The following is a 19,630-nucleotide window of genomic DNA, read 5'->3' as shown; positions in this document are numbered from 1 at the left end:
TATGGCTGCGTATATATTTCGCCGACTGTTACTGGTGATTCCCACCTTGTGGGCGATCATCACAATCAACTTCTTTATCATTCAAATTGCGCCTGGTGGCCCAGTCGAGCAAGCAATTGCGCAACTTGAAGGCCACAATTCTGGCATTATGGAGCGTTTCGCTGGTGGTGGAAGCGAGGTGGATCTCAATGTTGGCGATGAAGCGCAAGCCTCGGGCTACAAGGGCTCAAGAGGACTCGATCCGGAGGTCGTTGAGGCGATTAAGAAGCAATTTGGCTTCGATAAACCATTGCACCAACGTTATTTCGACATGTTGATTAACTACGCCACGTTTAACTTTGGCGATAGCTTGTTTAAAGGCGGCAATGTGATTGACTTGATTGTCGAACGACTGCCAGTCTCTATTTCACTTGGTTTATGGAGCACTTTAATCATCTACTTGATCTCTATTCCACTCGGTATATTGAAAGCGATTCATCATGGCAGCCGCTTTGACATATGGTCGAGTGCCGTGGTGATTGTCGGCTACGCTATTCCGGGATTCCTATTTGCGATCATTCTGATTATCTTGTTTGCCAGCGGTAATTACTTCAGCTGGTTTCCGCTGCGTGGGTTGGTCTCAAGCAACTTTGACCAACTGACTTGGTATCAACAGATTATTGATTACTTTTGGCACTTAGCTCTGCCTATCTTGGCGATGGTCATTGGTGGCTTCGCAACTCTAAGTATGCTGACAAAAAACTCCTTCCTAGATGAAATTAACAAACAGTACGTGGTGACAGCCAGAGCGAAAGGGTTGGATGAGCGCGATATCTTATATAAGCATGTGTTTCGCAACGCTATGCTGATCATTATCGCTGGTTTCCCAGCCGCGTTTATCAGCATATTTTTTACCGGTTCGATGTTAATCGAAGTGATGTTTTCGCTTGAAGGGATTGGTTTGCTCGGTTTTGAATCGACCATTCAGCGTGACTATCCGGTGGTGTTCAGTTCACTATATATCATGACGTTACTGGGTTTAATTTTGAGTATTATTTCGGATCTGACCTACACCTGGGTCGACCCTCGTATCGACTTTGAGGCGCGCTAATGAGATTGAGCAAAAAGCCTCGTAACCCGTTAAATGAGGCGCGTTGGTTACGTTTCAAAGCTAACAAACGCGGATTTTGGTCTTTATGGCTGTTTTCACTGCTGTTTCTGGTTAGCTTGTTTGCCGAAGTGATCGCCAACGATAAGCCGTTACTGATCCACTTTGACAATCAGTGGTTTTTCCCCGTTGTGACCCAATACACAGAGACTCAATTTGGGGGGGAATTTGAAACCGAAGCGGATTATACCGACCCATATGTGATCGATCTGATTGAAGAAAAAGGCCAGATTATTTGGCCGCTTATCCCTTTCAGCTACGATACGATCAATTTTAATATCCAAGGCGCGGTTCCTTCGTCACCCGATAGCACCAACTGGCTTGGAACGGACGACAAAGGGCGCGATGTGCTGGCGCGCATTATTTACGGTTTTCGTATTTCCGTTTTGTTTGGCTTTATCTTGACTATGGTGTCGAGCGTGATTGGGGTTATTGTCGGGGCAACGCAAGGCTATTACGGCGGTTGGTTAGACTTGTTTGGGCAACGTTTTATTGAAGTCTGGTCTGGTATGCCAACCTTGTTTTTACTGATTATCCTGTCGAGCTTCGTTGAACCAAACTTTTGGTGGTTACTCGGCATAATGGTGGCGTTTAGTTGGATGAGTTTAGTGGGCGTTGTCAGGGCCGAGTTTCTTCGTTGTCGGAACTTCGATTACGTGCGCGCTGCGCAAGCGATGGGAGTATCGGACCAGCGAATCATGTTAAGACATATGTTACCCAATGCTATGGTGGCCTCACTTACCATGATGCCTTTTATTTTGTCAGGCTCAGTCACTACGCTAACGTCACTCGATTTTTTGGGCTTTGGTTTACCGACGGGCTCACCGTCACTGGGTGAGCTGCTCGCTCAGGGTAAAGCCAATTTGCAGGCGCCTTGGTTGGGTTTTTCTGCGTTTATCGTTTTATCTATTATGTTGACCTTGCTGGTCTTTATTGGCGAGGCGGTACGTGACGCTTTTGACCCACATCATCAGGGGAAAACGTCATGACAAAAACCGTATTAACGATTGATAACTTGAGTGTCGGGTTTGAACGAGATAAGCGCGTGGAAGCGGTGACTCACGATGTCTCACTGATGATCAAAAAAGGAGAAACGTTAGCCTTGGTTGGTGAGAGTGGCTCCGGAAAGTCGGTCACAGCCAATTCGATACTCAGGCTACTGCCGAAAGGGTCGGCGCACTACTTAGGTGGGCGCATCGACTTTGACGGTGTCGATATGCTCACTTGTTCACAACGCCAATTGCGCGGCATTCGTGGTGGCCGGATTGGCATGATCTTTCAAGAGCCTATGGTGTCGTTGAACCCGTTGCACAAGATTGGCAAACAGTTGGTTGAGACCTTAGCGATTCATCGTGGCATGCGCAGTAAAGCGGCCCATGCTCATGCCATCGAATGGCTAGCAAAAGTTGGTATTCGTAACCCGGAATATAAAGTGTCGGCTTACCCCCATGAGTTATCTGGGGGAGAGCGACAACGCGTTATGATTGCAATGGCGTTGATTAATGAACCCGAACTGCTGATTGCCGATGAGCCAACCACCGCTTTGGATGTTTCTGTACAGGCGCAAATACTCGATCTGCTCAAGCAACTGCAGCAAGAGCTTGGCATGGCAATGCTGTTTATTACCCACGATCTCAGCATCGTACGTCGTGTGGCGGATAGAGTGGCCGTGATGCAACACGGTCAATTGGTTGAAACGGGTCAGTGCCAGCAAATATTTAATGCACCAACGCATGCTTATACCCAAAAGCTGATTGACTCCGATCCTAAAGGGTTGCCTGTTCCTGTTGATGGTGAGCCAGAATCACTGTTAAACGTCGCTCACCTGCGGGTTTGGTTTCCTATCACTGGCGGCATTTTTAAGCGTGTAGTGTCACACATTAAAGCAGTCACTGATATGCAGTTTGACCTCAAACGAGGCCATTCAATTGGTCTGGTTGGTGAAAGCGGCTCTGGTAAGTCAACCACTGGAATGGCGGTGCTACGCTTAGTCCACTCGGAAGGCTCGATCCAGTATCAAAACAGTGAACTGCAAGGGTTAGATCGACAAGCGATGCTGCCATTTCGAAGTAAAATGCAGGTTGTATTTCAAGATCCTTTCTCCGCGCTCAATCCGCGTATGTCGGTGGCAGAAGTGATTGGTGAAGGTCTACGCGTGCATCAACAGTTCACCGAAGCACAAATTGATCAGCAGATTTGTCAAGTGATGGAAGAAGTTGATTTAGATCCGCAAACTCGCCATCGCTATCCCAATGAGTTTTCCGGTGGCCAGCGTCAACGGATAGCGATTGCTCGGGCTCTCATTCTAAAACCTGAGTTTATCCTCCTCGACGAGCCCACGTCTTCATTGGACCGAACTGTTCAAGCTCAGGTTCTACAGTTGCTTAAACATCTACAACAAAAATATCGCCTCACTTACCTGTTTATTAGCCATGACCTTAGTGTGGTGCGAGCATTGTGTCATTACACCATAGTGATGAAGCAGGGGGAGATCGTTGATCAAGGCGATACGTCAGCGCTATTCACATCGCCGTCGCATCCTTATACGCGTCAACTGGTTGAACTCTCCTGCTTATAAAAAAGCCACTCATGTCGAGTGGCTTGTTGATTCATTAGAGCTCACGGATGTTGCTTGGGCTCCAAATTCTCTCAAATGCTTGACTGATGTCGAACTCAGTTAGATGGGCGACATGGAAGTTAAGCAGATCCAGATCGTACGATGGGTCGGTGTAAACGATACCTTGGTTAAGCGCGGCAACCAGTCGGTCAGCTTGGTCTCTGGTGTAACCTTGGTTTTCCAATCGAGTCTGACGCTGAAGCTCCTGACGAACCTGACTAACGACCATTTCATATTCGGCTTGAGTAAACCCTGATGCAGCAGCGCGTTGGATCTCTTTGCGCACCAGTTGCTGGGCTTGGTCTTTATCATTGGCGGGTAGGCCTGTTACACGGATCTGACTCATCAACTGTTGTTGGAATAAACGATCGTTTTTGACTTGCACCGTGGCCAGAGATTGCTGCTTCTCTAATGCGTCTGCGATTCGTTGTTCTATCAACTTGTTGGCCAGCAGGGCGGTAAGCATGTCTTTGCGTTGCTGTTTACTGTCAGTGGCTGACGCCAAAGGCTTGAAGGCAATCAATGCGAAGGCGTTATCACTGCGCAATGTGTTTGCATCAACCATTGCAGCGGTTTTGCTTACCAGGTTAATTGGCTGCTGACGGTTTGACGGCCAGTCTGAAAACTGCTGCCTGACTAAACGAATAATCTCTCGGCTTTTCACCCCACCAGCGACAATCACGCTGGTGTTGCTCGGTTGGTAATAGTGCTGTTGGAAGGCTGTGATCGCTTCAAGTAACTGCGGATCTGACTCTTGCGCCGCCTCGGTTTGCTCAGCGTTTTCGGTTGAGTCCGGAGTTTGTGTGAGCGCGGTTTTAATTTGCGTCAGGTGCTGCTCAAGTTGACTGAGGTTAGCGTGATCTAGGTCGAGACTGAATACCGTTTGAGAGGCATCCGTTGAGGCTTGCCATTGATTGCCAGCAGTGGTGTCGTTTGCAAGAAGGCGTGACGCCATCAACTGTGTCGACGCCGGTTCTAAATCGGTGCCGATGCGCACGCGAATCGAGACTTCGTCAGAGGTTCGGCTCGTTGGCAATACAATGTAACGCAGGCCGTTATTTAAACTGGCAACGGTTGTGTTTGTCGGTAAATTGATGTCAGTGTGTTGGTACCAAATGGCGGATTGCTCAGCGGCTAGGCCAGTGGTCGAAACGAAAAGCGTTGCAGCAAGTGCAGCGGTAAGCAGCGGTCGAAAAGGTAGAGGCACGTTTTACTCCAAAAAAACATAGATTGGCGCTTATTTCCATGTTCAAGCTCTCATGAGAGAGGAGTGTTTACCTATTCCTTAGTAACGAAGTGTCAGCTTCGAAACACTCAGATATTGCAGCCAGCAATAACGAACGACTTAAAAAAGTTGGGTGAATTTTCTACAACTAAAGTTGATTAGTCAATCATAAATATGGCTGGAGTGAATATGTCTTAATAGTGAGAACGAAGTGGCTAGATTTTAATGTATTGGCTCGCGCTGGCGACAGACAGGGGTTTGGCAAACCAATAACCTTGTAGGTATGAGGCGCCCATATTGGTAAATGTTCTTTGCATTTCAGCATCTTCGATACCTTCAATGACGATTGAAATGCCATAGTCGTTACACAGGGTCGTCACGAACGAGAGATACTCAAAAGTGACGGGATTTTCTAACGAGCGCCAGGCGACCGACTTATCAATTTTGATTTGTGATAGTGGCAAATCAAAAAAACTATTGAGCGAACTGTAACCCGCGCCAAAATCGTCAAGAGAGAGATGGAAACCGAGCTTTTTGAGTCGATGCAGTTGGTCAATGGCTTGTTTATTGTCGTCGAGAATAATGGTTTCGGTAAGCTCAAGAACTACCGAGCTGGGTGCAACTTGATAGCGGTCGAGGAGTTGTTTGAGGTTGGCTGGAAAGTGTTCGGTGAGCAACTGAAGCACCGACACGTTAATGTTAACCCGCACACAGTCTTTGTGGGTTTGTCGATACTTATGGATAAACTGGCAGGCTTTTTCACACACGAAATAGCCAAGTTCATTTATTAGTCCCTTACGCTCAGCGACAGCGATAAACTCATCGGGATATAATTCGCCCAACTCCTCACTGCGCCAGCGTACTAAGGTTTCAAAACTGGCTACTTGCTGCGACTTACAGCAGACGATGGGCTGGAACTTGACCGAAAGCCTGTCATTGCGAATCGCGTGTCCGAGTTCTTTCTCAACATAGAAATGTCGGTCGACTTGGCGCTTTGTTTCGCCAACATACACCTTAGCGGTTTCGCCTTGTGCGTTGGCGAACTGGCTGGTTTGAGCGGCGATTCTGACTAGATCGTCCGCATGAATATCGCTACATATATTTGGATAAAATCCGATACAAATATCGGTCGCATAGAGAAAATCGATCGTTTTTACAGACTCTCGGTAAGCGTCACAAACTCGCTGTGCTAACTGGTTGAGTTCACTTTCTTGATATTGGCCTCGAACCAAGATGGCGAAGTCGTGTGATTGAATACGGTATAAATCGACGAACTGATCAGGGAACTCACCTAGGCTACGAGTGAGATGGGAGAGTAAGTTGCGCATGATTTGCGAGCCGTACAAGGTCTGATAGGAGCGCGTATTACCCAGTTGAATGTACATCAAATGGTGAGGTTGAGTGGTGACACCTTTGAGGTTGTCGATATCCATAGCCAGTTTTTGCTCGTTGGATAAGCCAGATGAGCCATCTTTAAACGAGGTTTGATGGACGTAAGTTTCCATCAGCTTTTGGTCTGAAATATCTTTATGGCAACCGATCATAAAGCGCTTACCGTTAACCGTCTTAGTCACCGCAGTGCCTTCGAGCCAAGTGTATTGGCCGTTGGTGCAACGAACTCGGTATTGAACCGTCACGCGAAGTTCATCTTCTTGAATATGTTCGCCTACTTTTTGTTCGAGCTCTTTCTGGTCGAGTGGATGAACGAGTGCAAGCCACTTTTTAAGGCAAGTATGACCGGAAGATTCAATACCAAACCGCTGGTAAAATTTGGGATTGTAGAAGCACACGTGTTCGCTATCTGACATGTAAAAAATGCCGTCGCTCAACACATCGACCATGTGGCGAAATTGGTTATCCATTAACGCATCAAGTTCAGCGCCAGATAAACTCTCTGGCCCGGCATCAGAAACATCAACCGCGACGTGATCGATGTGCTCTACTTTAGGGCTAGGTGTGAGGCTTCTAATTGATTGCGACATGATTTTGGCCGTTACCTGTCAACTTGGATGTGTACAAAGACAAAGTTATCCACGCAGTATTACATAAATAGTCGCCTTATTCATGCCACATGGCTCTCAATATAAGTGTTCTAATTGAAAATTATTCTCATATATAAGTGCTTGATAATATATGAAAGTAAATAGAAGGGGCGTTACTTCGAATCAAGCCGGTAATTGGCGAGGATGGCGTCTATGGTGCCGTCGCGTTTGATTTCATTTAAGGCTTGATTAAACTGTGTGACGAAGTCTTGCTTAAAGTGAAAACGATTGTCGGGATCTCGAGCGTAACCGAGATAACCATATTCACTGCTGACTGTGGTCGTGATGACCGGTGACCAGTCACGTTCAACCTGTTGGCTATTTTTGAGCAATTTTAACTCCCACAGGATTGAGAGACGATCGTTCATGTAACAATCAATCCGCTGTTTGTATAAGTTAATCATGCTCGCGCGGTTACTTTTAGCCTCTTTTAGCTGGATATCGCCTTGTTCAACGGCTTGCCAGAACGCTTGACCACCTAAGGCGTAAGATTGATTCACGCCGACCGTTAATCCGTAATAGCCTTGTGGCCAAGTATCGATATCGCGGTTAATCACAGCCTCCGGACGGCACATCACCACCACTTCTTCAGCCAGAATCGGTTCAGAATAGGGCGAAATATAGGGGCGTCGTTCAGTATAAAAATAAGGGGGGAATAGAGCAAAGCCTTCACCGACTTCAAGCATTTTGAGGCCGCGTCGCCATGGCAAAGGCACCATGGTCACTTGATATTTTGGCATCCGCTCAAACGCTGCTGCGAGGATATCGGCGTAGATTCCTTTCACTTGATTCCCTTCTGCATAGCTATAAGGGGGGTAGGCATCGTCGCCATAGATCGTCACCTTATTGATGGGGTGGTAAGCGAAGGCACAGTTGATCAGCAGCAAAAATGACATCAATAACAGACTCCATTTCAACATACTGCTCCTCGGCTTTTTCTCTACTTATCCTTAACTTTAGTTTATTAATCGCCGTTTAGAGATTAAACTCTTCGCTTTGTGAACATTCTACAGAGTTCGTTATGACTGAAGAGTATCAAGAAGGCGAAGAGATCGAGATTGAAGCGATTGGTATCGAAGTGTCTTCTCATCCCATTGAGTTGTACAAGGTATTCAAAATCGCTAATTTGGTTGGCGGTGGTGGAGAAGCAAAGCATCTGATTGCCGAAGGGTATGTGGCGGTTAACGGTGAGCTGGAAACACGAAAACGTCGCAAAATGTATGACGGTGACTTCTTTGAATTCAATCAAGAATATTACGTTGTTGTCTGTGATGCGCCCGTAACCGAACCAGAGGAGAAAGCCACAAAACCACAGGCTAAAGAGCGCTCAAACGCAAACCAGCCGAAACGCGATAATCGTTCATCGTCGGCTAAAAAGAGTAAGCCGAAGAAGAATCGTGACGCCACGGGTAAGGAATCAAAACCCTCGCAAGGTGGCAAAGGTAACGGCCGCTCTTCCATCGATTTCTTCTAGAAACTGGGGCAAGGGTCCCAGCTTTCGCTGTCTCTCGCTACCTTTGCTCCTGTCTTTTCTTACCAACGCTACATCCCATTTTCTCTGACTCTACTGGTTACAATCTCATCACTTAAGCGCATTCTTTCAATCGACTAGTGACAATAATGCAAATCTAAATGATAATGCGTTGCATTTAATTGATAAGGGTGAACAAATGAAGCTTAGAGTTGTGACACTTGCGTTGGTGATGACCGCGCTTAATGCGCACGCAAAAATGGTAGAAATCGAGCACGCACAAGGGAAGACGACATTAGAGTCTAAACCTGAGCGCGTAGTGGTTATTGGATTAGGACCATTGGACACCGTTAAGGCGCTTGGCGTTGAACCGGTCGCTGTCTCAACGGTCAGTATGTTTCCTGATTATTTGTCACAATATCGAAGCGGGGAGTTTGTTTCTGCAGGCAGCCTGTTTGAACCAGATTTTGAGGCCATCTATAGCCAGAAACCTGATCTAATTATCGTCGGCCCACGTGGCGCCGATAAATACCAAGAACTGTCTGAAATCGCGCCAACCATCGTATATGCCCTAGATAAAAACAAAGGTTACTGGGAAGCCACCCAAGAAGAGTGGCGTAAGTTGGGTGAAGTGTTCGAGAAACAAGATTTCGTTGAAGCGAAAATTGCCCAAGTTGATCAAGACTTCAAACAAGTTCAAGGCTACAACCAAACAAACAGTGTTGATGCGCTGACCGTTATGAGTGCGGGCGGTAACATCACAACGTTTGGAGCCAAATCGCGTTTTGGCTCAATCTACAAAGATTTTGGATTCACTGAAACCGTGAAGGGTATTAAAGAGAGTCGACATGGTGATCTAATTTCTTATGAGTTTATTCGCGAACATAACCCATCAACTTTGCTGATCGTAGATAAAGATATCTTGATCAATAAAGGCAAAGGTAGCACAGTTCAGCGCGATTTTGAGAATGATTTGGTGAAAGCGACCCATGCATACCAAAATCAAAAAATGGCCTACTTAGACATCAATGCATGGTACCTATCGATAGCAGGTATGCGAGCGACTGAGCAAATGTTGAGTGACGTTAAGTCGGCGACAGGTCTTAACTGATTGTTGAGTAAGTATGAAGAACCTCAAGTTCACGCTTGAGGTTTTTTAGGTTCAAGAGGTGATAGACTTTTGAAGATGTTATCTTGGACGCTCTTGATTTTGAGTGTCTTGTCTCTGTTTGTTGGGATTGGCCAGCTCAATGCCGCACAACTGTTGGCGGGCGATCCCCAAAGCTGGGATCTACTGTTTACCAGCCGAGTTCCCCGTTTAGCGGCGGTGCTTTTGGCAGGGGCTGGTCTTAGTATTGCCGGCCTTATCATGCAGCAAATTAGCCAAAACCGATTTGCTTCACCATCGACATCGGGAACGATTGAGTGCGCGATGTTGGGCTATGTTTTGAGTTTGGTCTTGTTTGGTAACGGCAACCAACTGTGGCTGATATTCTCCGTTTCTATGCTGGGCACCCTGGTGTTTGTTCAGTTTATTAATCGCATCCAATTTAAAAATGCGGTGTTTGTGCCTCTTGTAGGGATCATTTTTGGCAACGTGGTGGAATCGGTCGCGACGTTCTTTGCTTATAAATACGATGCCATTCAAAACTTATCGAGTTGGGCAGTGGCTAACTTTGCCAACTTGTTGCAAGGCGATTATGAACTGCTTTATGTCGCGATTCCGTTTGCCGTTTTCAGCCTGTTGTACGCAACGCGTATTTCCGCGGTGGGACTGGGCAAAGATTTTGCGCTGAACTTGGGCTTAAACTACCAGCAAGTATTGGTTGTCGGCGTGTTACTGGTTTCGGTCATGTCGGCGTCTGTGGTGATGATTGTTGGTAAGCTCCCGTTCTTAGGATTGATTGTTCCTAACCTCGTCAGTCGTTTTTATGGCGACAACTTAAGGCGCAACATCCCCCTTACTGCGCTTCTTGGAGCGCTCATCGTATTAGTCTGCGACCTGGCCGGACGTTTGATCATTTTCCCGTATGAGTTGCCTATTTCAAACATCATCAGTTTGCTTGGTGGCGCGGTATTTATTTACTTCATTCTACAAGGTGAGAAAAATGCACGATCGTCATAAGCTGCTCTGTTTGGCGTTGGTGTCGGTGTTGTTTGCTGGTCTTTTCATCGGAGTTGGGCTTAATGCTGACAACTATGAGTACTTCTTGTCTCGCCGCGTACCAAAAGTGCTCGCGATGGTCATTGCTGGCGTCGCGATTGGTTTATCGTCGCTTTCGTTCCAGACCATTACCCACAATCGGATACTGACGCCCAGTATCATGGGCTTTGATTCGCTTTACTTGTTCACCAAGGTTCTGATGGTGGTGATGTTTGGTGGGCTAAGTGGTATCGCGATGAACAGCTATGTCAACTTTGCTGTGTCAGTGACAGCGATGTTGGGTTTTTCGGTGCTGCTGTTTGGCTTCTACTTTCGCGGTGTGCGTCAGAACTTGCTCGTACTGCTGTTACTCGGCGTCATTTTAGGGCAGGTATTTGATAGCGGTTCATCCTTTCTGATTATGCTCATGGACCCGAATGACTTTGCAACTGTTCAGGCCAACATGTTTGCTAGCTTCAACAATATTAATGTTGATTTGGTTTATTTGAGCGCGCCACTACTGTGTTTGATTTCGTGGCGACTTTATACGCTTCATCGATGGCTAGACGTGTTCTGGCTGGATAAAGACAACGCCATCAGCTTGGGTGTTGATGTAAAAAGAATCACGTTACAGATCTTACTTTTGTCGGCGGTTTTGATCTCGATATCGACTGCGTTAATCGGGCCACTGCTGTTTTTCGGCTTGCTCGTGACCAACTTGACAAGAGAAATGTTCGCCAGTTATCAGCACAAAGTTTTGTTTGGCGCCGTGTCTCTGTTAGCCATCGCTTCTCTGCTCGCTGGGCAATGGATTGTTGAAAATCTGTTTGGTTTTACGACGACGCTAAGTGTCGTGATTAACTTTGTCGGTGGTATGTACTTCTTGTCGATGCTGCTGCGCAATAAGATTATTTAGGTTGAATATGATTACTTTAAAAAGCCTTAACAAGGTATTTGGCCAATCGGCGGTTGTAGACAATGCGAGCGCAGAGTTTGAGAAAGGCAAAGTGACCTCAATTATCGGCCCAAATGGGGCAGGGAAGAGTACGCTTCTCTCTATGGCAAGCCGCCTAGTATCAAGAGATTCGGGCGAGGTCTACATTGATTGCAAAGAACTTTCCGAATGGGACAACAAAGAACTCGCCAAACGACTCGCGGTGCTTCGCCAAGCCAACACCATTACGATGCGTTTTACCGTGCGTGAAATGGTCTCATTTGGCCGCTTTCCCTACTCGCAAGGCAACTTAGATGACTACGACCAATCGGTGATCGATAGGGCGATCAGCTATTTGGATCTCGAATCCATTCAACACCAATATCTGGATGAGTTGAGCGGGGGACAGCGCCAACTCGCATTTATCGCGATGGTGATGGCCCAAGACACCGACTACGTGTTTCTCGACGAGCCTTTGAACAACCTAGACATCAAACATTCGCTGCAGATTATGCGAAATGTCGGCAAGTTGGCTCACGAAATGAACAAAGCCGTTGTGGTGGTCATCCATGATATTAACTTCGCGGCTTGTTATTCGGACAAGATTATCGCGTTGAAAAAGGGAAAAGTGGTCGCACAGGGTAACGTCGAAGCAGTGATTCAAGCCGATATTCTTGAGCGCATCTATGAAACGCCGTTCAACATTGTTGAAGTGGACGGAAAGCGGATGTGTACTTACTACTAACGTTAAAATATGAGTGAAGTCTTCGGGAGAGTGCTTCACTCTGGTCTCACTTTGTTACCGCTAAGTTTTATTTGGTGAGATCCTCGATGATAGGGCATTGGCTCCCTTCATCACCTGGGCAGGTTGATATCCACTGCTTTAGTTGTTTTTCAATTTCTTTGAGTTCGCGAAGTTTGATTTCGACTTCGAGGAGTTTTTCTTGCGCTTTGGCTTTGACTTCGCTGCTTTTCCTATTGGGGTTTTGCGCGAGCTCGACGAACTCTTTACATTCAAGTAGAGAAAACCCGGCGTTTTTTGCCCGCGAGATCAGGTTGAGCTCTTGAACATGCTGCTCGCTGTATTCACGGTAGCCCGCTTCACTGCGACAAGGCGGCGTGATCAAGCCTTTTTCTTCGTATAAACGAATCGATTTGCTAGACAAGTTTGTCAGTTTAGCGACGGCGCCTATGTTCATGTTTTTCTTCACTCCTAACGTTCGAGCATAATCTTTCAGTTTGGCTACACATGTTTTACTACTTTTGCTGGTGGAACGCCAAATGCTTTTTTAAACGCATGGGTAAAGTTAGCAGGATGGTTGTATCCTGCTTCATAAGCGGCTTCTGTTATCGTGACGAGTCCTTTTTCCAGATTATGCTTGGCCAGCATTAGGCGCCGCTGGCGTATGTAACTGTTAATGGTCACCCCAACGCTAGAGCGAAATATCCGTTGTAGATTTGAACTGCTCATTGAAAAGTGCGTAGCGATAGCATCAATGGTCAACGTCTGCATTAAATGCCTTTCAATGTAGTTCAGCACGTCTTTAACTCGGTTGCTGCCGGCGTTCGGTAGCGCACTTTGCTCGAATGGGCCATGACTCGCAGGCAAATGATCAAACATCTCTTGCACGATTTGCAACGCGAGCGATTCTAGCTTCAAGCGAGCGCTGAAAGATTGCGGCTGTTCACTCTGCAATAGGGACAACACCAACTGGCGCATTTTTGGGCTGACGTGCGAGCGAACATAATTGAGGTGCCGATTAGTGAAAGAGAACGGGTTGCCAAGTTCGCTCAAACGCGACGTCACCCATTGAGAGTGGAACAGCAAGTTCACTTTCAGTAGTTGATTGTGCTTTTCAATGCTGCGATGAAAGCTCGCCGCTTGGGTGAGGTTAACCAGTATGGCTTGAGGTTGTGCGTTCCCGTCGACAGTGAACTCAAGCTCGTCGTAGCCGAAAGTCAAGCTTCCTTCTAGCACGACTGTGATGATCATTGCCGCAGAAGTCGACGCGACAACATGCGAATCCAACAACTCGATGCTTTGCCCACCATAGATAGCGAAACATTGCGGTACTTCGTAGTTGATCAGTTTGCCTTCCACAATCGGAGTGTTGTTAAAGCGGGTTTGACTCATGATCACCTGTTTGTCATTTTCTACCACGGTTTGGGTTAAAACGACCTTAGGGACATTGGTTTGCAAATGACGAGACTCCTTTTGGCGATTCTTCATAACCGTTAAGCGTTTTTGCATAACAGGAAAGACTTCTCGTTAATAATATTGATAATTATTATATATGCGAATTATTATCATTACCAGTTGGGAAGTTAAGAACATGGGAAGGGTTATTCGCAAACCTCTAAACAAATCAATGCTTTGTTACGCGATCGGTATCGCGATAAGTGCCACCACCGCTTTGGCAAGTGACGAAACTAGTTATTTCGACGAAGTGCTGGTGTGGGGAACCGAAGTGTCTTCAAACACTGAAATGGTCGACACGCAAGATATGTCGTTGAAACAGGCCGATCATATGTCGGATCTACTGCGTGATATTCCAGGCGTCGACGTGGGTGGCACGCACTCGGTCAACCAAAGAATTAACATACGTGGCCTAGGTGAGACAGACCTCGATATTCGTCTAGACGGCGCGTCGCAGCACGCCAACATGTTTCACCATGTAGGCAACTTAACCTTGAACCCAGATATCCTTAAAGCGGCGGATATTCAAGTGGGGAACAACTCGGTGACGCAAAACGGCATGGGTGGCTCGGTGTACTTTGAAACCAAAGACGCCAAAGACTTGCTGCGCAGCGGCGAAACATACGGCGCGCGCGTATTTGGCGGCTATGCATCGAACGCGAATCGACAAGGCTCATTAACCGTATACGGCTTGTTGACGGACTCGGTTGACGCGATGTTTTACGGGCACTTTATTCGCCGTGACGACTTTGAAGATGGCTATGGTAACGACGCTTTCGGCACCGAAGGGGACACTTACAACATTCTTGGCAAACTGGGCTTTGAGCCTTCTGAATATCACCGTTTTGAACTCGTTTACGATCTCTATCGTGACAATGGTGACTACCGCCCACGCCCGGATATGGGGGCAGATGCGAACTTAGGTTTATCTCAAGACCTCTTATTACCGACTAATTATGACCGAGACACCATCACACTTAGCTATGAGTTAGATAGCGATAACCACTCAGGCAAAGTGGTCGCGTACAGCAGCCAAACCACCATTGACCGTGATGAAAGTGAAACGGGGTGGGAGCGGATGGGGCGAGCTTCAAGAAACGAAGCGACTAACCACAATTTAGGTATCAATGCCAAATTCCAATCTGACTACACACTAGCGAGCGTGGACAACCGTGTGATTTACGGTGCGGACTACATGGACAAAAACAGCGCCAGTCAGTACGGCGGCGTGAAGTACATGGACGAAACCGCTATCTCGACCGCTGTATTTGCCGAAAACCAAGTTTACATCCTCGAAGATTGGAGCGTGACGGCTGGTCTTCGCTACGACCATTACCAGCGTAAAGCAGAGACAGGCAACAAAACGTTTGACGATGTGACATGGGCGCTGGCAACAGAATGGGACATGACTGAAGACTGGACCGCATTTGCGAGTGTTCGCAGCTTATTTAAAGGCCCGGAGCTACTTGAGTCCTTTGTTAAGTTCCAACAAGCCTCTGTTCTAGCGGATGACATTAAAGCGGAAACTGGTTTAAACCGCCAAGGTGGTATCCGCTACAAATCTCAGTTCGGTGGTCATTTTGTTGGCGCGAGTGTCACCGTGTTCAAAACCGATATCGACGACTACATTAACGAAGAATGGAGTGGAAGTGGCTACACGTTCGTGAACATGGGCAACGTAGAAATCGAAGGCTTTGAAGTCAGTGCCTCGTACGGGTATGAACTCTTCAACGCTAAAGTCTCTTACTCGCGTTCAGATGTAGAAGACACAACCAATGGCGGGCCGGTAATGCGTGTCGACGGCAGTATGGATATGGGGGACAGCATCGCGCTAACCCTAGACTACACCGCCGATGGTATTAACACCATCTTTGGTTGGACATCACTGGTCGTTCTTGAGGAAGATAACGTGCTAGAAGGCACAGATCCAAAAGAAGCGTACGATGTACACAACATTTATGCTCAGTGGGTGCCTTCGAGTCACCAAAATTTCTCATTGACCTTCGGCGTCGACAATATTTTCGACGAAGCTTACGTATCTCATTCGTCAAGAATCGGTGATGCACGCGGCTTTGTTGCTAATGACTACGAGCCAGGGCGCAACGTTAAGCTGTCAGCAGCTTATCAATTCTAATACGACTCAAATCGGCTAGTAAGGCTGCTCGAAAGAGCAGCTTTTTATATGTAACAACCACCAATAAAAATGAAGGAAGTCACATGGAGCAGTTCACGGTTATCCAATCAGAGCACGTCAGTAAGTATTTGGTTGTGCTGTGTCGACACTTTGGGCGAAAAGTTCCCGCCACATGGGATGACGAAAATGGCGAAGTTCAGTTCCCAACCGGGCAGGCTTACATGACACTAAACCCTGAGCTAAGCAGCTTAACTATTCGCTGCGTCGCTGAAAGCGAAGAAAAGCTCAAAGGCGTCATCGCGATTATTGACTCACACGTTGATATGTTTTCAAGGCGAGAAACCCTAAGCTTAACTTGGCAGTCATCGGTTTAACGATTGACGGTGGATTAAAGAGTAGGAGTGGCCATCATTCAAAAATAGTTGAGTGGTGGCTTTTTAAACTGACGTGGCTCATGAAATGGCTCACTTTCACAACTTCCTAGCAAAATAGGGGGCTGGGAGTTGCAGTTGCATAACAAGGTTCGGGAAATAACGTGTTCTCTTTTGTGAGCGAAACATTAATTTCTAACTTCAAATTAAATTGAGGCTTGTGTTAGATCAACAAAATTTGAATGACTGAGCCAAATGCCATTAAATAAAGTTGAAAGATTCAAAAAATATTGAATAATGTTGTCCATAACGATACAAGCTTAGTGCTTTCAATACACGGTCTGAAACAGGATACATCCCTCATGTCAAATTCGTATGTGCTGGTTATTAACTCTGGTAGCTCATCACTTAAGTTTGCTGTTATCGATTCTAAGTCGGGTGACGCGATTGTCTCTGGTCTTGGTGAGTGCTTCGGTCTTCCAGAAGCTGTCATCAGTTGGAAATACAATGGCGAGAAAACCGAACAAGCGATTACCGCCCCAGATAACCACCATCAACATGCGATCAACCGTATTGTTGCTTTGATGGAAACCCTAGGTTTCACGCAAGATTTAGTTGCCGTGGGACACCGTATTGTCCATGGTGGTGAAAAATTCACTTCAACGGTTCGTATTAATGATGACGTGCTCGCAGAGATTGAAAACCTGTCTGACTTGGCTCCGCTCCACAACCCAGCAGGCGCAAAAGGTATTCAAGCTGCAATGCAAGCATTCCCGAGCCTACCTCAATTTGCCGTCTTTGATACTGCGTTCCACCAAACTATGCCGCAAAAGGCATTCACCGGTGCGATTTCCCACGAGCTATACAAAGAATACGGCATTCGTCGATACGGTTTCCACGGCACTAGCCACTATTTTGTGAGTCGCGAAGCGGCAAAAATGCTTAATAAACCTGTTGAAACGGCAAGCTTTATCACTGTACACCTTGGCAATGGTGCGTCAGTGTGCGCGATTAAAGACGGGCAATCTGTCGATACGTCTATGGGCTTTACGCCGTTAGCGGGTTTGATGATGGGCACACGCTCTGGCGACCTAGACCCAGGCATTATCGAGTTCTTGATGAAAAAGGGATGGACGCAAGAGCAAGTATTCGAAACCCTCAACAAGAAATCGGGCTTCTTAGGTGTTTCTGGTGTGACTTCTGATGCGCGTGGCATTTTGCAAGCGATGGAAGAGGGACACGAAGGGGCAAAGCTTGCCTTTGAAGTGTTCACCTACCGCGTAGCGAAGTACATTGGCTCTTATATGATTCCTCTTGAACGACTTGATGCCATTATCTTCACGGGTGGCATCGGTGAAAACTCTTTAGACATTCGCCGCGAAGTGCTCAATAACTTGAGGTTGCTTGGCTTTGCTGAAGATACTGCAGGTAACGAAGCAGCGAGATTTGGTCAAGCGGGTGTGATTGGTGAGTCTGCCTTGTTGGGTGCCAAAGTTATGGTGATTCCGACCAACGAAGAATTTGTCATCGCTCAGCAGTCAGTTGAACTGTTGTAGTTGATTCAACAAATCAGATGGGAAAAGCGAGCCAATGTGGCTCGCTTTTTTTGTACGTTGGATAGGCTATGCAACACAACTATCAGTAGATGCTGTCTTGTATAGAAATTGCTTTTAGCCTGTACCTATATAATGAGCTTATCGTCACTTACTGTGCTTATGACAAGTTTAGGATGAAATACGCCCTTTACGTTAGCGGTTAATAAATTTATGGAGTATTTAACGCGTATATGCCCCATTCAGTGTTACGCGCAGCCTTAAATTACTCTAAGACCATGCAGGCTTACCATAGAATAACTAACTCGAAAAATGATGGACATATTGTGGACGTTTTGGTGTCTACAATTAGTCCGTGTTGGACTCTATTTTTTGTATGTGCCACTCGTGTCTTGAGTGAAAAGAATCGGGAAGCTTAGAGCCAGTTAAGATGGTTAATTTGTCCAAATCAAATAGTAGATCTTGAAGAGCTTTACTTGTTAGCTTAGTTATCCTCTCTAATTCTCTGACCATATCTTCGTTATCATATGCTGTCAGTGTTTCCACTAGGTTGACACCACTCTCTTTCTTGCTTGAGCTGCCTTACCCACTTATCCATGGTCGATTTTCCCACCCCCATGGCTTTGGCGGCTTCAACAACGGTGTAGTTTTGGTCGAGAACAAGTCGTGCAGCTTCGAGTTTGAACTCCGCACTGAAAGTGCGTCTGGTACGCTTGGTCATAGTTTTACCTGTAACGCTATGAGGTGTATATTAACACCTCTAATCAGGTGGCCAAATTCACCGTACCACTACATACTTAATTGGGCGTTACGTGCACTAGTGCTTAGCTAAAGCTGATTTATATCAACGGGCATATCTATAAGTCAGATATTCTAAGTTTTTTGGTTATTAGGATTGAATGGATATGAGATTAGTTTGGTATGTTGTTTTACTGTTAGCTAGCTTATTTACGACAGTAGTATATGCCGAGAAAGATATGTCTTGCACAGACGTAGGGATAACAGCTAGTAATATGTATCTAGCCTATTGGAAAGGGGAGCAGATACACCATATCGTTGAAGATAACCTTTCGGGTAAGTCGTTTCGAGACAAAGAAATAGTGCACCTTATTGGTGGTGTATTAGAGAGGTTAGACCCTGATATTCCAAAGTCCGAGTTGAGAGCCCAACGTAACTCACTTAAAAACACACTGAAAAGATATTGTTTAAATGGGGAGTTTGACTAGATACACATAACAGGCAATTTAAGAGGGATTCACAACGCTTGGCGCACTTACTTCAAGTCAGTTTAGTGTTTATGGCACAATGCGTTAGGTTTGGCTGATGGCGTTGCTCACTACTTAAAGCGGCGTTATGCGAACTATCTTCCGGGAGGCTAGATGACAGAACAAGTGAAAGATAGCTGTAAATATCTAGGCTTTGAATATCAGATGCCCGTTTGCTTGGGGTTCCCTGTCGATAACTCAACGATTGAGGCGTTGAGTCCTAGTGAGTTAGAAAGTATAGATTCAAGTGGTATCTACCTTTCCACAGCTTGTTGGCGAAATTATATTGCGACATGGGAAGTTCAAGATGACAAGTTATATTTGGCTAAGCTAGAAGGGAAATATCGACTTGTTGATAATCGCCCTTTGTTAGCGTCTTGGTATTCAGGGGTGTTTGAACTGCCTCAGGGAGACTTGGTTGACTGTAATGTGGAGCTGGGTTTCAAATTAAACTATACAAAGGCAGTAGAGCTAGAGTTTGTCGAGGGTGTTTTGGTCGCAAGTAGATTTAGAGATCTCACCTAAGAAAAT

The 19,630-nt window shown here is 46.3% G+C and carries 17 protein-coding genes and 1 pseudogene; 12 read left to right on the top strand and 6 right to left on the bottom strand.

Annotated elements, in window-relative coordinates:
• Position 1 precedes the first annotated feature (1 nt).
• From FCU94_RS14050 to yejF, 3 genes are read left to right on the top strand one after another with little or no spacing between them, the layout of a single operon-like run.
• Positions 2-1,090 (top strand): microcin C ABC transporter permease YejB, encoded by a 1,089-nt coding sequence (locus FCU94_RS14050; RefSeq protein ID WP_176289136.1) that lies wholly within the window; start codon positions 2-4, stop codon positions 1,088-1,090.
• The gene (locus FCU94_RS14045; RefSeq protein ID WP_176289135.1) at positions 1,090-2,136 is read left to right on the top strand and encodes an ABC transporter permease; all 1,047 of its coding nucleotides are present in this window, start codon (positions 1,090-1,092) and stop codon (positions 2,134-2,136) included. Before FCU94_RS14050 ends, FCU94_RS14045 begins: the two co-directional genes overlap by 1 nt.
• Complete coding sequence (gene yejF / locus FCU94_RS14040; protein WP_176289134.1) at positions 2,133-3,725, top strand: microcin C ABC transporter ATP-binding protein YejF; 1,593 nt, start codon at positions 2,133-2,135, stop codon at positions 3,723-3,725. Before FCU94_RS14045 ends, yejF begins: the two co-directional genes overlap by 4 nt.
• Before the next feature lie 34 nt (positions 3,726-3,759).
• Here the strand turns inward: yejF and FCU94_RS14035 are convergent, their stop codons facing one another.
• From FCU94_RS14035 to FCU94_RS14025, 3 genes are all read right to left on the bottom strand, one after another.
• On the bottom strand, positions 3,760-4,971 hold the full coding sequence (locus FCU94_RS14035; RefSeq protein WP_176289133.1) for an insulinase family protein: 1,212 nt from the start codon (positions 4,969-4,971) through the stop codon (positions 3,760-3,762).
• Positions 4,972-5,204: 233 nt separating this feature from the next.
• Positions 5,205-6,971 (bottom strand): sensor domain-containing phosphodiesterase, encoded by a 1,767-nt coding sequence (locus FCU94_RS14030; protein ID WP_176289132.1) that lies wholly within the window; start codon positions 6,969-6,971, stop codon positions 5,205-5,207.
• Positions 6,972-7,144: 173 nt separating this feature from the next.
• The gene (locus FCU94_RS14025; protein WP_176289131.1) at positions 7,145-7,951 is read right to left on the bottom strand and encodes a substrate-binding periplasmic protein; all 807 of its coding nucleotides are present in this window, start codon (positions 7,949-7,951) and stop codon (positions 7,145-7,147) included.
• Positions 7,952-8,052: 101 nt separating this feature from the next.
• Between FCU94_RS14025 and FCU94_RS14020 the strand changes: the two genes are divergently transcribed.
• From FCU94_RS14020 to vctC, 5 genes are all read left to right on the top strand, one after another.
• Entirely contained in the window at positions 8,053-8,505 is a 453-nt protein-coding gene (locus FCU94_RS14020; protein ID WP_176289130.1) for an RNA-binding S4 domain-containing protein, read from the top strand.
• Between the two features lie 196 nt (positions 8,506-8,701).
• Positions 8,702-9,613 (top strand): siderophore ABC transporter substrate-binding protein, encoded by a 912-nt coding sequence (locus FCU94_RS14015; protein WP_176289129.1) that lies wholly within the window; start codon positions 8,702-8,704, stop codon positions 9,611-9,613.
• Between the two features lie 75 nt (positions 9,614-9,688).
• Positions 9,689-10,627: an iron chelate uptake ABC transporter permease subunit VctD gene (vctD, locus tag FCU94_RS14010; RefSeq protein ID WP_176289128.1), complete on the top strand. Its 939-nt coding sequence runs from the start codon at positions 9,689-9,691 to the stop codon at positions 10,625-10,627.
• Positions 10,611-11,561, top strand: coding sequence for an iron chelate uptake ABC transporter permease subunit VctG (gene vctG, locus FCU94_RS14005; protein ID WP_176289127.1), 951 nt, complete (start codon positions 10,611-10,613; stop codon positions 11,559-11,561). Before vctD ends, vctG begins: the two co-directional genes overlap by 17 nt.
• Before the next feature lie 7 nt (positions 11,562-11,568).
• Entirely contained in the window at positions 11,569-12,324 is a 756-nt protein-coding gene (vctC, locus tag FCU94_RS14000; RefSeq protein WP_176289126.1) for an iron chelate ABC transporter ATP-binding protein VctC, read from the top strand.
• 67 nt (positions 12,325-12,391) lie between these two features.
• On the opposite strand, the gene cueR is transcribed toward vctC, so the two are convergent.
• Both cueR and FCU94_RS13990 read right to left on the bottom strand, forming a co-directional pair.
• Complete coding sequence (gene cueR / locus FCU94_RS13995; protein ID WP_176289125.1) at positions 12,392-12,778, bottom strand: Cu(I)-responsive transcriptional regulator; 387 nt, start codon at positions 12,776-12,778, stop codon at positions 12,392-12,394.
• A 44-nt stretch (positions 12,779-12,822) separates the two neighbouring features.
• Entirely contained in the window at positions 12,823-13,830 is a 1,008-nt protein-coding gene (locus FCU94_RS13990; protein ID WP_255199273.1) for a helix-turn-helix domain-containing protein, read from the bottom strand.
• Between the two features lie 82 nt (positions 13,831-13,912).
• Between FCU94_RS13990 and FCU94_RS13985 the strand changes: the two genes are divergently transcribed.
• The 3 genes from FCU94_RS13985 to FCU94_RS13975 all read left to right on the top strand — a co-directional run bounded on the left by FCU94_RS13985 (position 13,913) and on the right by FCU94_RS13975 (position 17,837).
• Positions 13,913-15,910, top strand: a complete 1,998-nt coding sequence (locus FCU94_RS13985) for a TonB-dependent siderophore receptor (protein ID WP_176289199.1) — start codon at positions 13,913-13,915, stop codon at positions 15,908-15,910.
• Between the two features lie 83 nt (positions 15,911-15,993).
• On the top strand, positions 15,994-16,284 hold the full coding sequence (locus FCU94_RS13980) for a DUF2218 domain-containing protein (RefSeq protein ID WP_176289124.1): 291 nt from the start codon (positions 15,994-15,996) through the stop codon (positions 16,282-16,284).
• A gap of 359 nt (positions 16,285-16,643) precedes the next feature.
• Positions 16,644-17,837, top strand: a complete 1,194-nt coding sequence (locus FCU94_RS13975) for an acetate/propionate family kinase (RefSeq protein WP_176289123.1) — start codon at positions 16,644-16,646, stop codon at positions 17,835-17,837.
• A gap of 535 nt (positions 17,838-18,372) precedes the next feature.
• On the opposite strand, the pseudogene FCU94_RS13970 reads toward FCU94_RS13975, so the two are convergent.
• A pseudogene (locus tag FCU94_RS13970) lies at positions 18,373-18,555 on the bottom strand (transposase); the annotation flags it as partial.
• A gap of 658 nt (positions 18,556-19,213) precedes the next feature.
• Between FCU94_RS13970 and FCU94_RS13965 the strand changes: the two are divergent.
• On the top strand, positions 19,214-19,624 hold the full coding sequence (locus tag FCU94_RS13965; protein WP_176289122.1) for a hypothetical protein: 411 nt from the start codon (positions 19,214-19,216) through the stop codon (positions 19,622-19,624).
• Positions 19,625-19,630: the final 6 nt, after the last annotated feature.

The sequence above is a fragment of the Vibrio sp. JPW-9-11-11 genome (genome assembly GCF_013369335.1).
In the GTDB taxonomy this organism is placed as follows: Bacteria; Pseudomonadota; Gammaproteobacteria; order Enterobacterales; family Vibrionaceae; genus Vibrio.
Note: the sequence above shows the minus strand (reverse complement) of the source record. Positions and strands in the feature narration are given on the sequence as shown.

What these genes read in the sequence shown, in the direction of transcription:
- FCU94_RS14050 (WP_176289136.1), top strand. Translation starts at nt 2, where the DNA reads ATGGCTGCGTATATATTTCGCCGACTGTTACTGGTGATTCCCACCTTG.
- FCU94_RS14045 (WP_176289135.1), top strand. Translation starts at nt 1,090, where the DNA reads ATGAGATTGAGCAAAAAGCCTCGTAACCCGTTAAATGAGGCGCGTTGG.
- yejF (WP_176289134.1), top strand. Translation starts at nt 2,133, where the DNA reads ATGACAAAAACCGTATTAACGATTGATAACTTGAGTGTCGGGTTTGAA.
- FCU94_RS14030 (WP_176289132.1), bottom strand. Translation starts at nt 6,971, where the DNA reads ATGTCGCAATCAATTAGAAGCCTCACACCTAGCCCTAAAGTAGAGCAC.
- FCU94_RS14025 (WP_176289131.1), bottom strand. Translation starts at nt 7,951, where the DNA reads ATGTTGAAATGGAGTCTGTTATTGATGTCATTTTTGCTGCTGATCAAC.
- FCU94_RS14020 (WP_176289130.1), top strand. Translation starts at nt 8,053, where the DNA reads ATGACTGAAGAGTATCAAGAAGGCGAAGAGATCGAGATTGAAGCGATT.
- FCU94_RS14015 (WP_176289129.1), top strand. Translation starts at nt 8,702, where the DNA reads ATGAAGCTTAGAGTTGTGACACTTGCGTTGGTGATGACCGCGCTTAAT.
- vctD (WP_176289128.1), top strand. Translation starts at nt 9,689, where the DNA reads ATGTTATCTTGGACGCTCTTGATTTTGAGTGTCTTGTCTCTGTTTGTT.
- vctG (WP_176289127.1), top strand. Translation starts at nt 10,611, where the DNA reads ATGCACGATCGTCATAAGCTGCTCTGTTTGGCGTTGGTGTCGGTGTTG.
- vctC (WP_176289126.1), top strand. Translation starts at nt 11,569, where the DNA reads ATGATTACTTTAAAAAGCCTTAACAAGGTATTTGGCCAATCGGCGGTT.
- cueR (WP_176289125.1), bottom strand. Translation starts at nt 12,778, where the DNA reads ATGAACATAGGCGCCGTCGCTAAACTGACAAACTTGTCTAGCAAATCG.
- FCU94_RS13990 (WP_255199273.1), bottom strand. Translation starts at nt 13,830, where the DNA reads ATGCAAAAACGCTTAACGGTTATGAAGAATCGCCAAAAGGAGTCTCGT.
- FCU94_RS13985 (WP_176289199.1), top strand. Translation starts at nt 13,913, where the DNA reads ATGGGAAGGGTTATTCGCAAACCTCTAAACAAATCAATGCTTTGTTAC.
- FCU94_RS13980 (WP_176289124.1), top strand. Translation starts at nt 15,994, where the DNA reads ATGGAGCAGTTCACGGTTATCCAATCAGAGCACGTCAGTAAGTATTTG.
- FCU94_RS13975 (WP_176289123.1), top strand. Translation starts at nt 16,644, where the DNA reads ATGTCAAATTCGTATGTGCTGGTTATTAACTCTGGTAGCTCATCACTT.
- FCU94_RS13965 (WP_176289122.1), top strand. Translation starts at nt 19,214, where the DNA reads ATGACAGAACAAGTGAAAGATAGCTGTAAATATCTAGGCTTTGAATAT.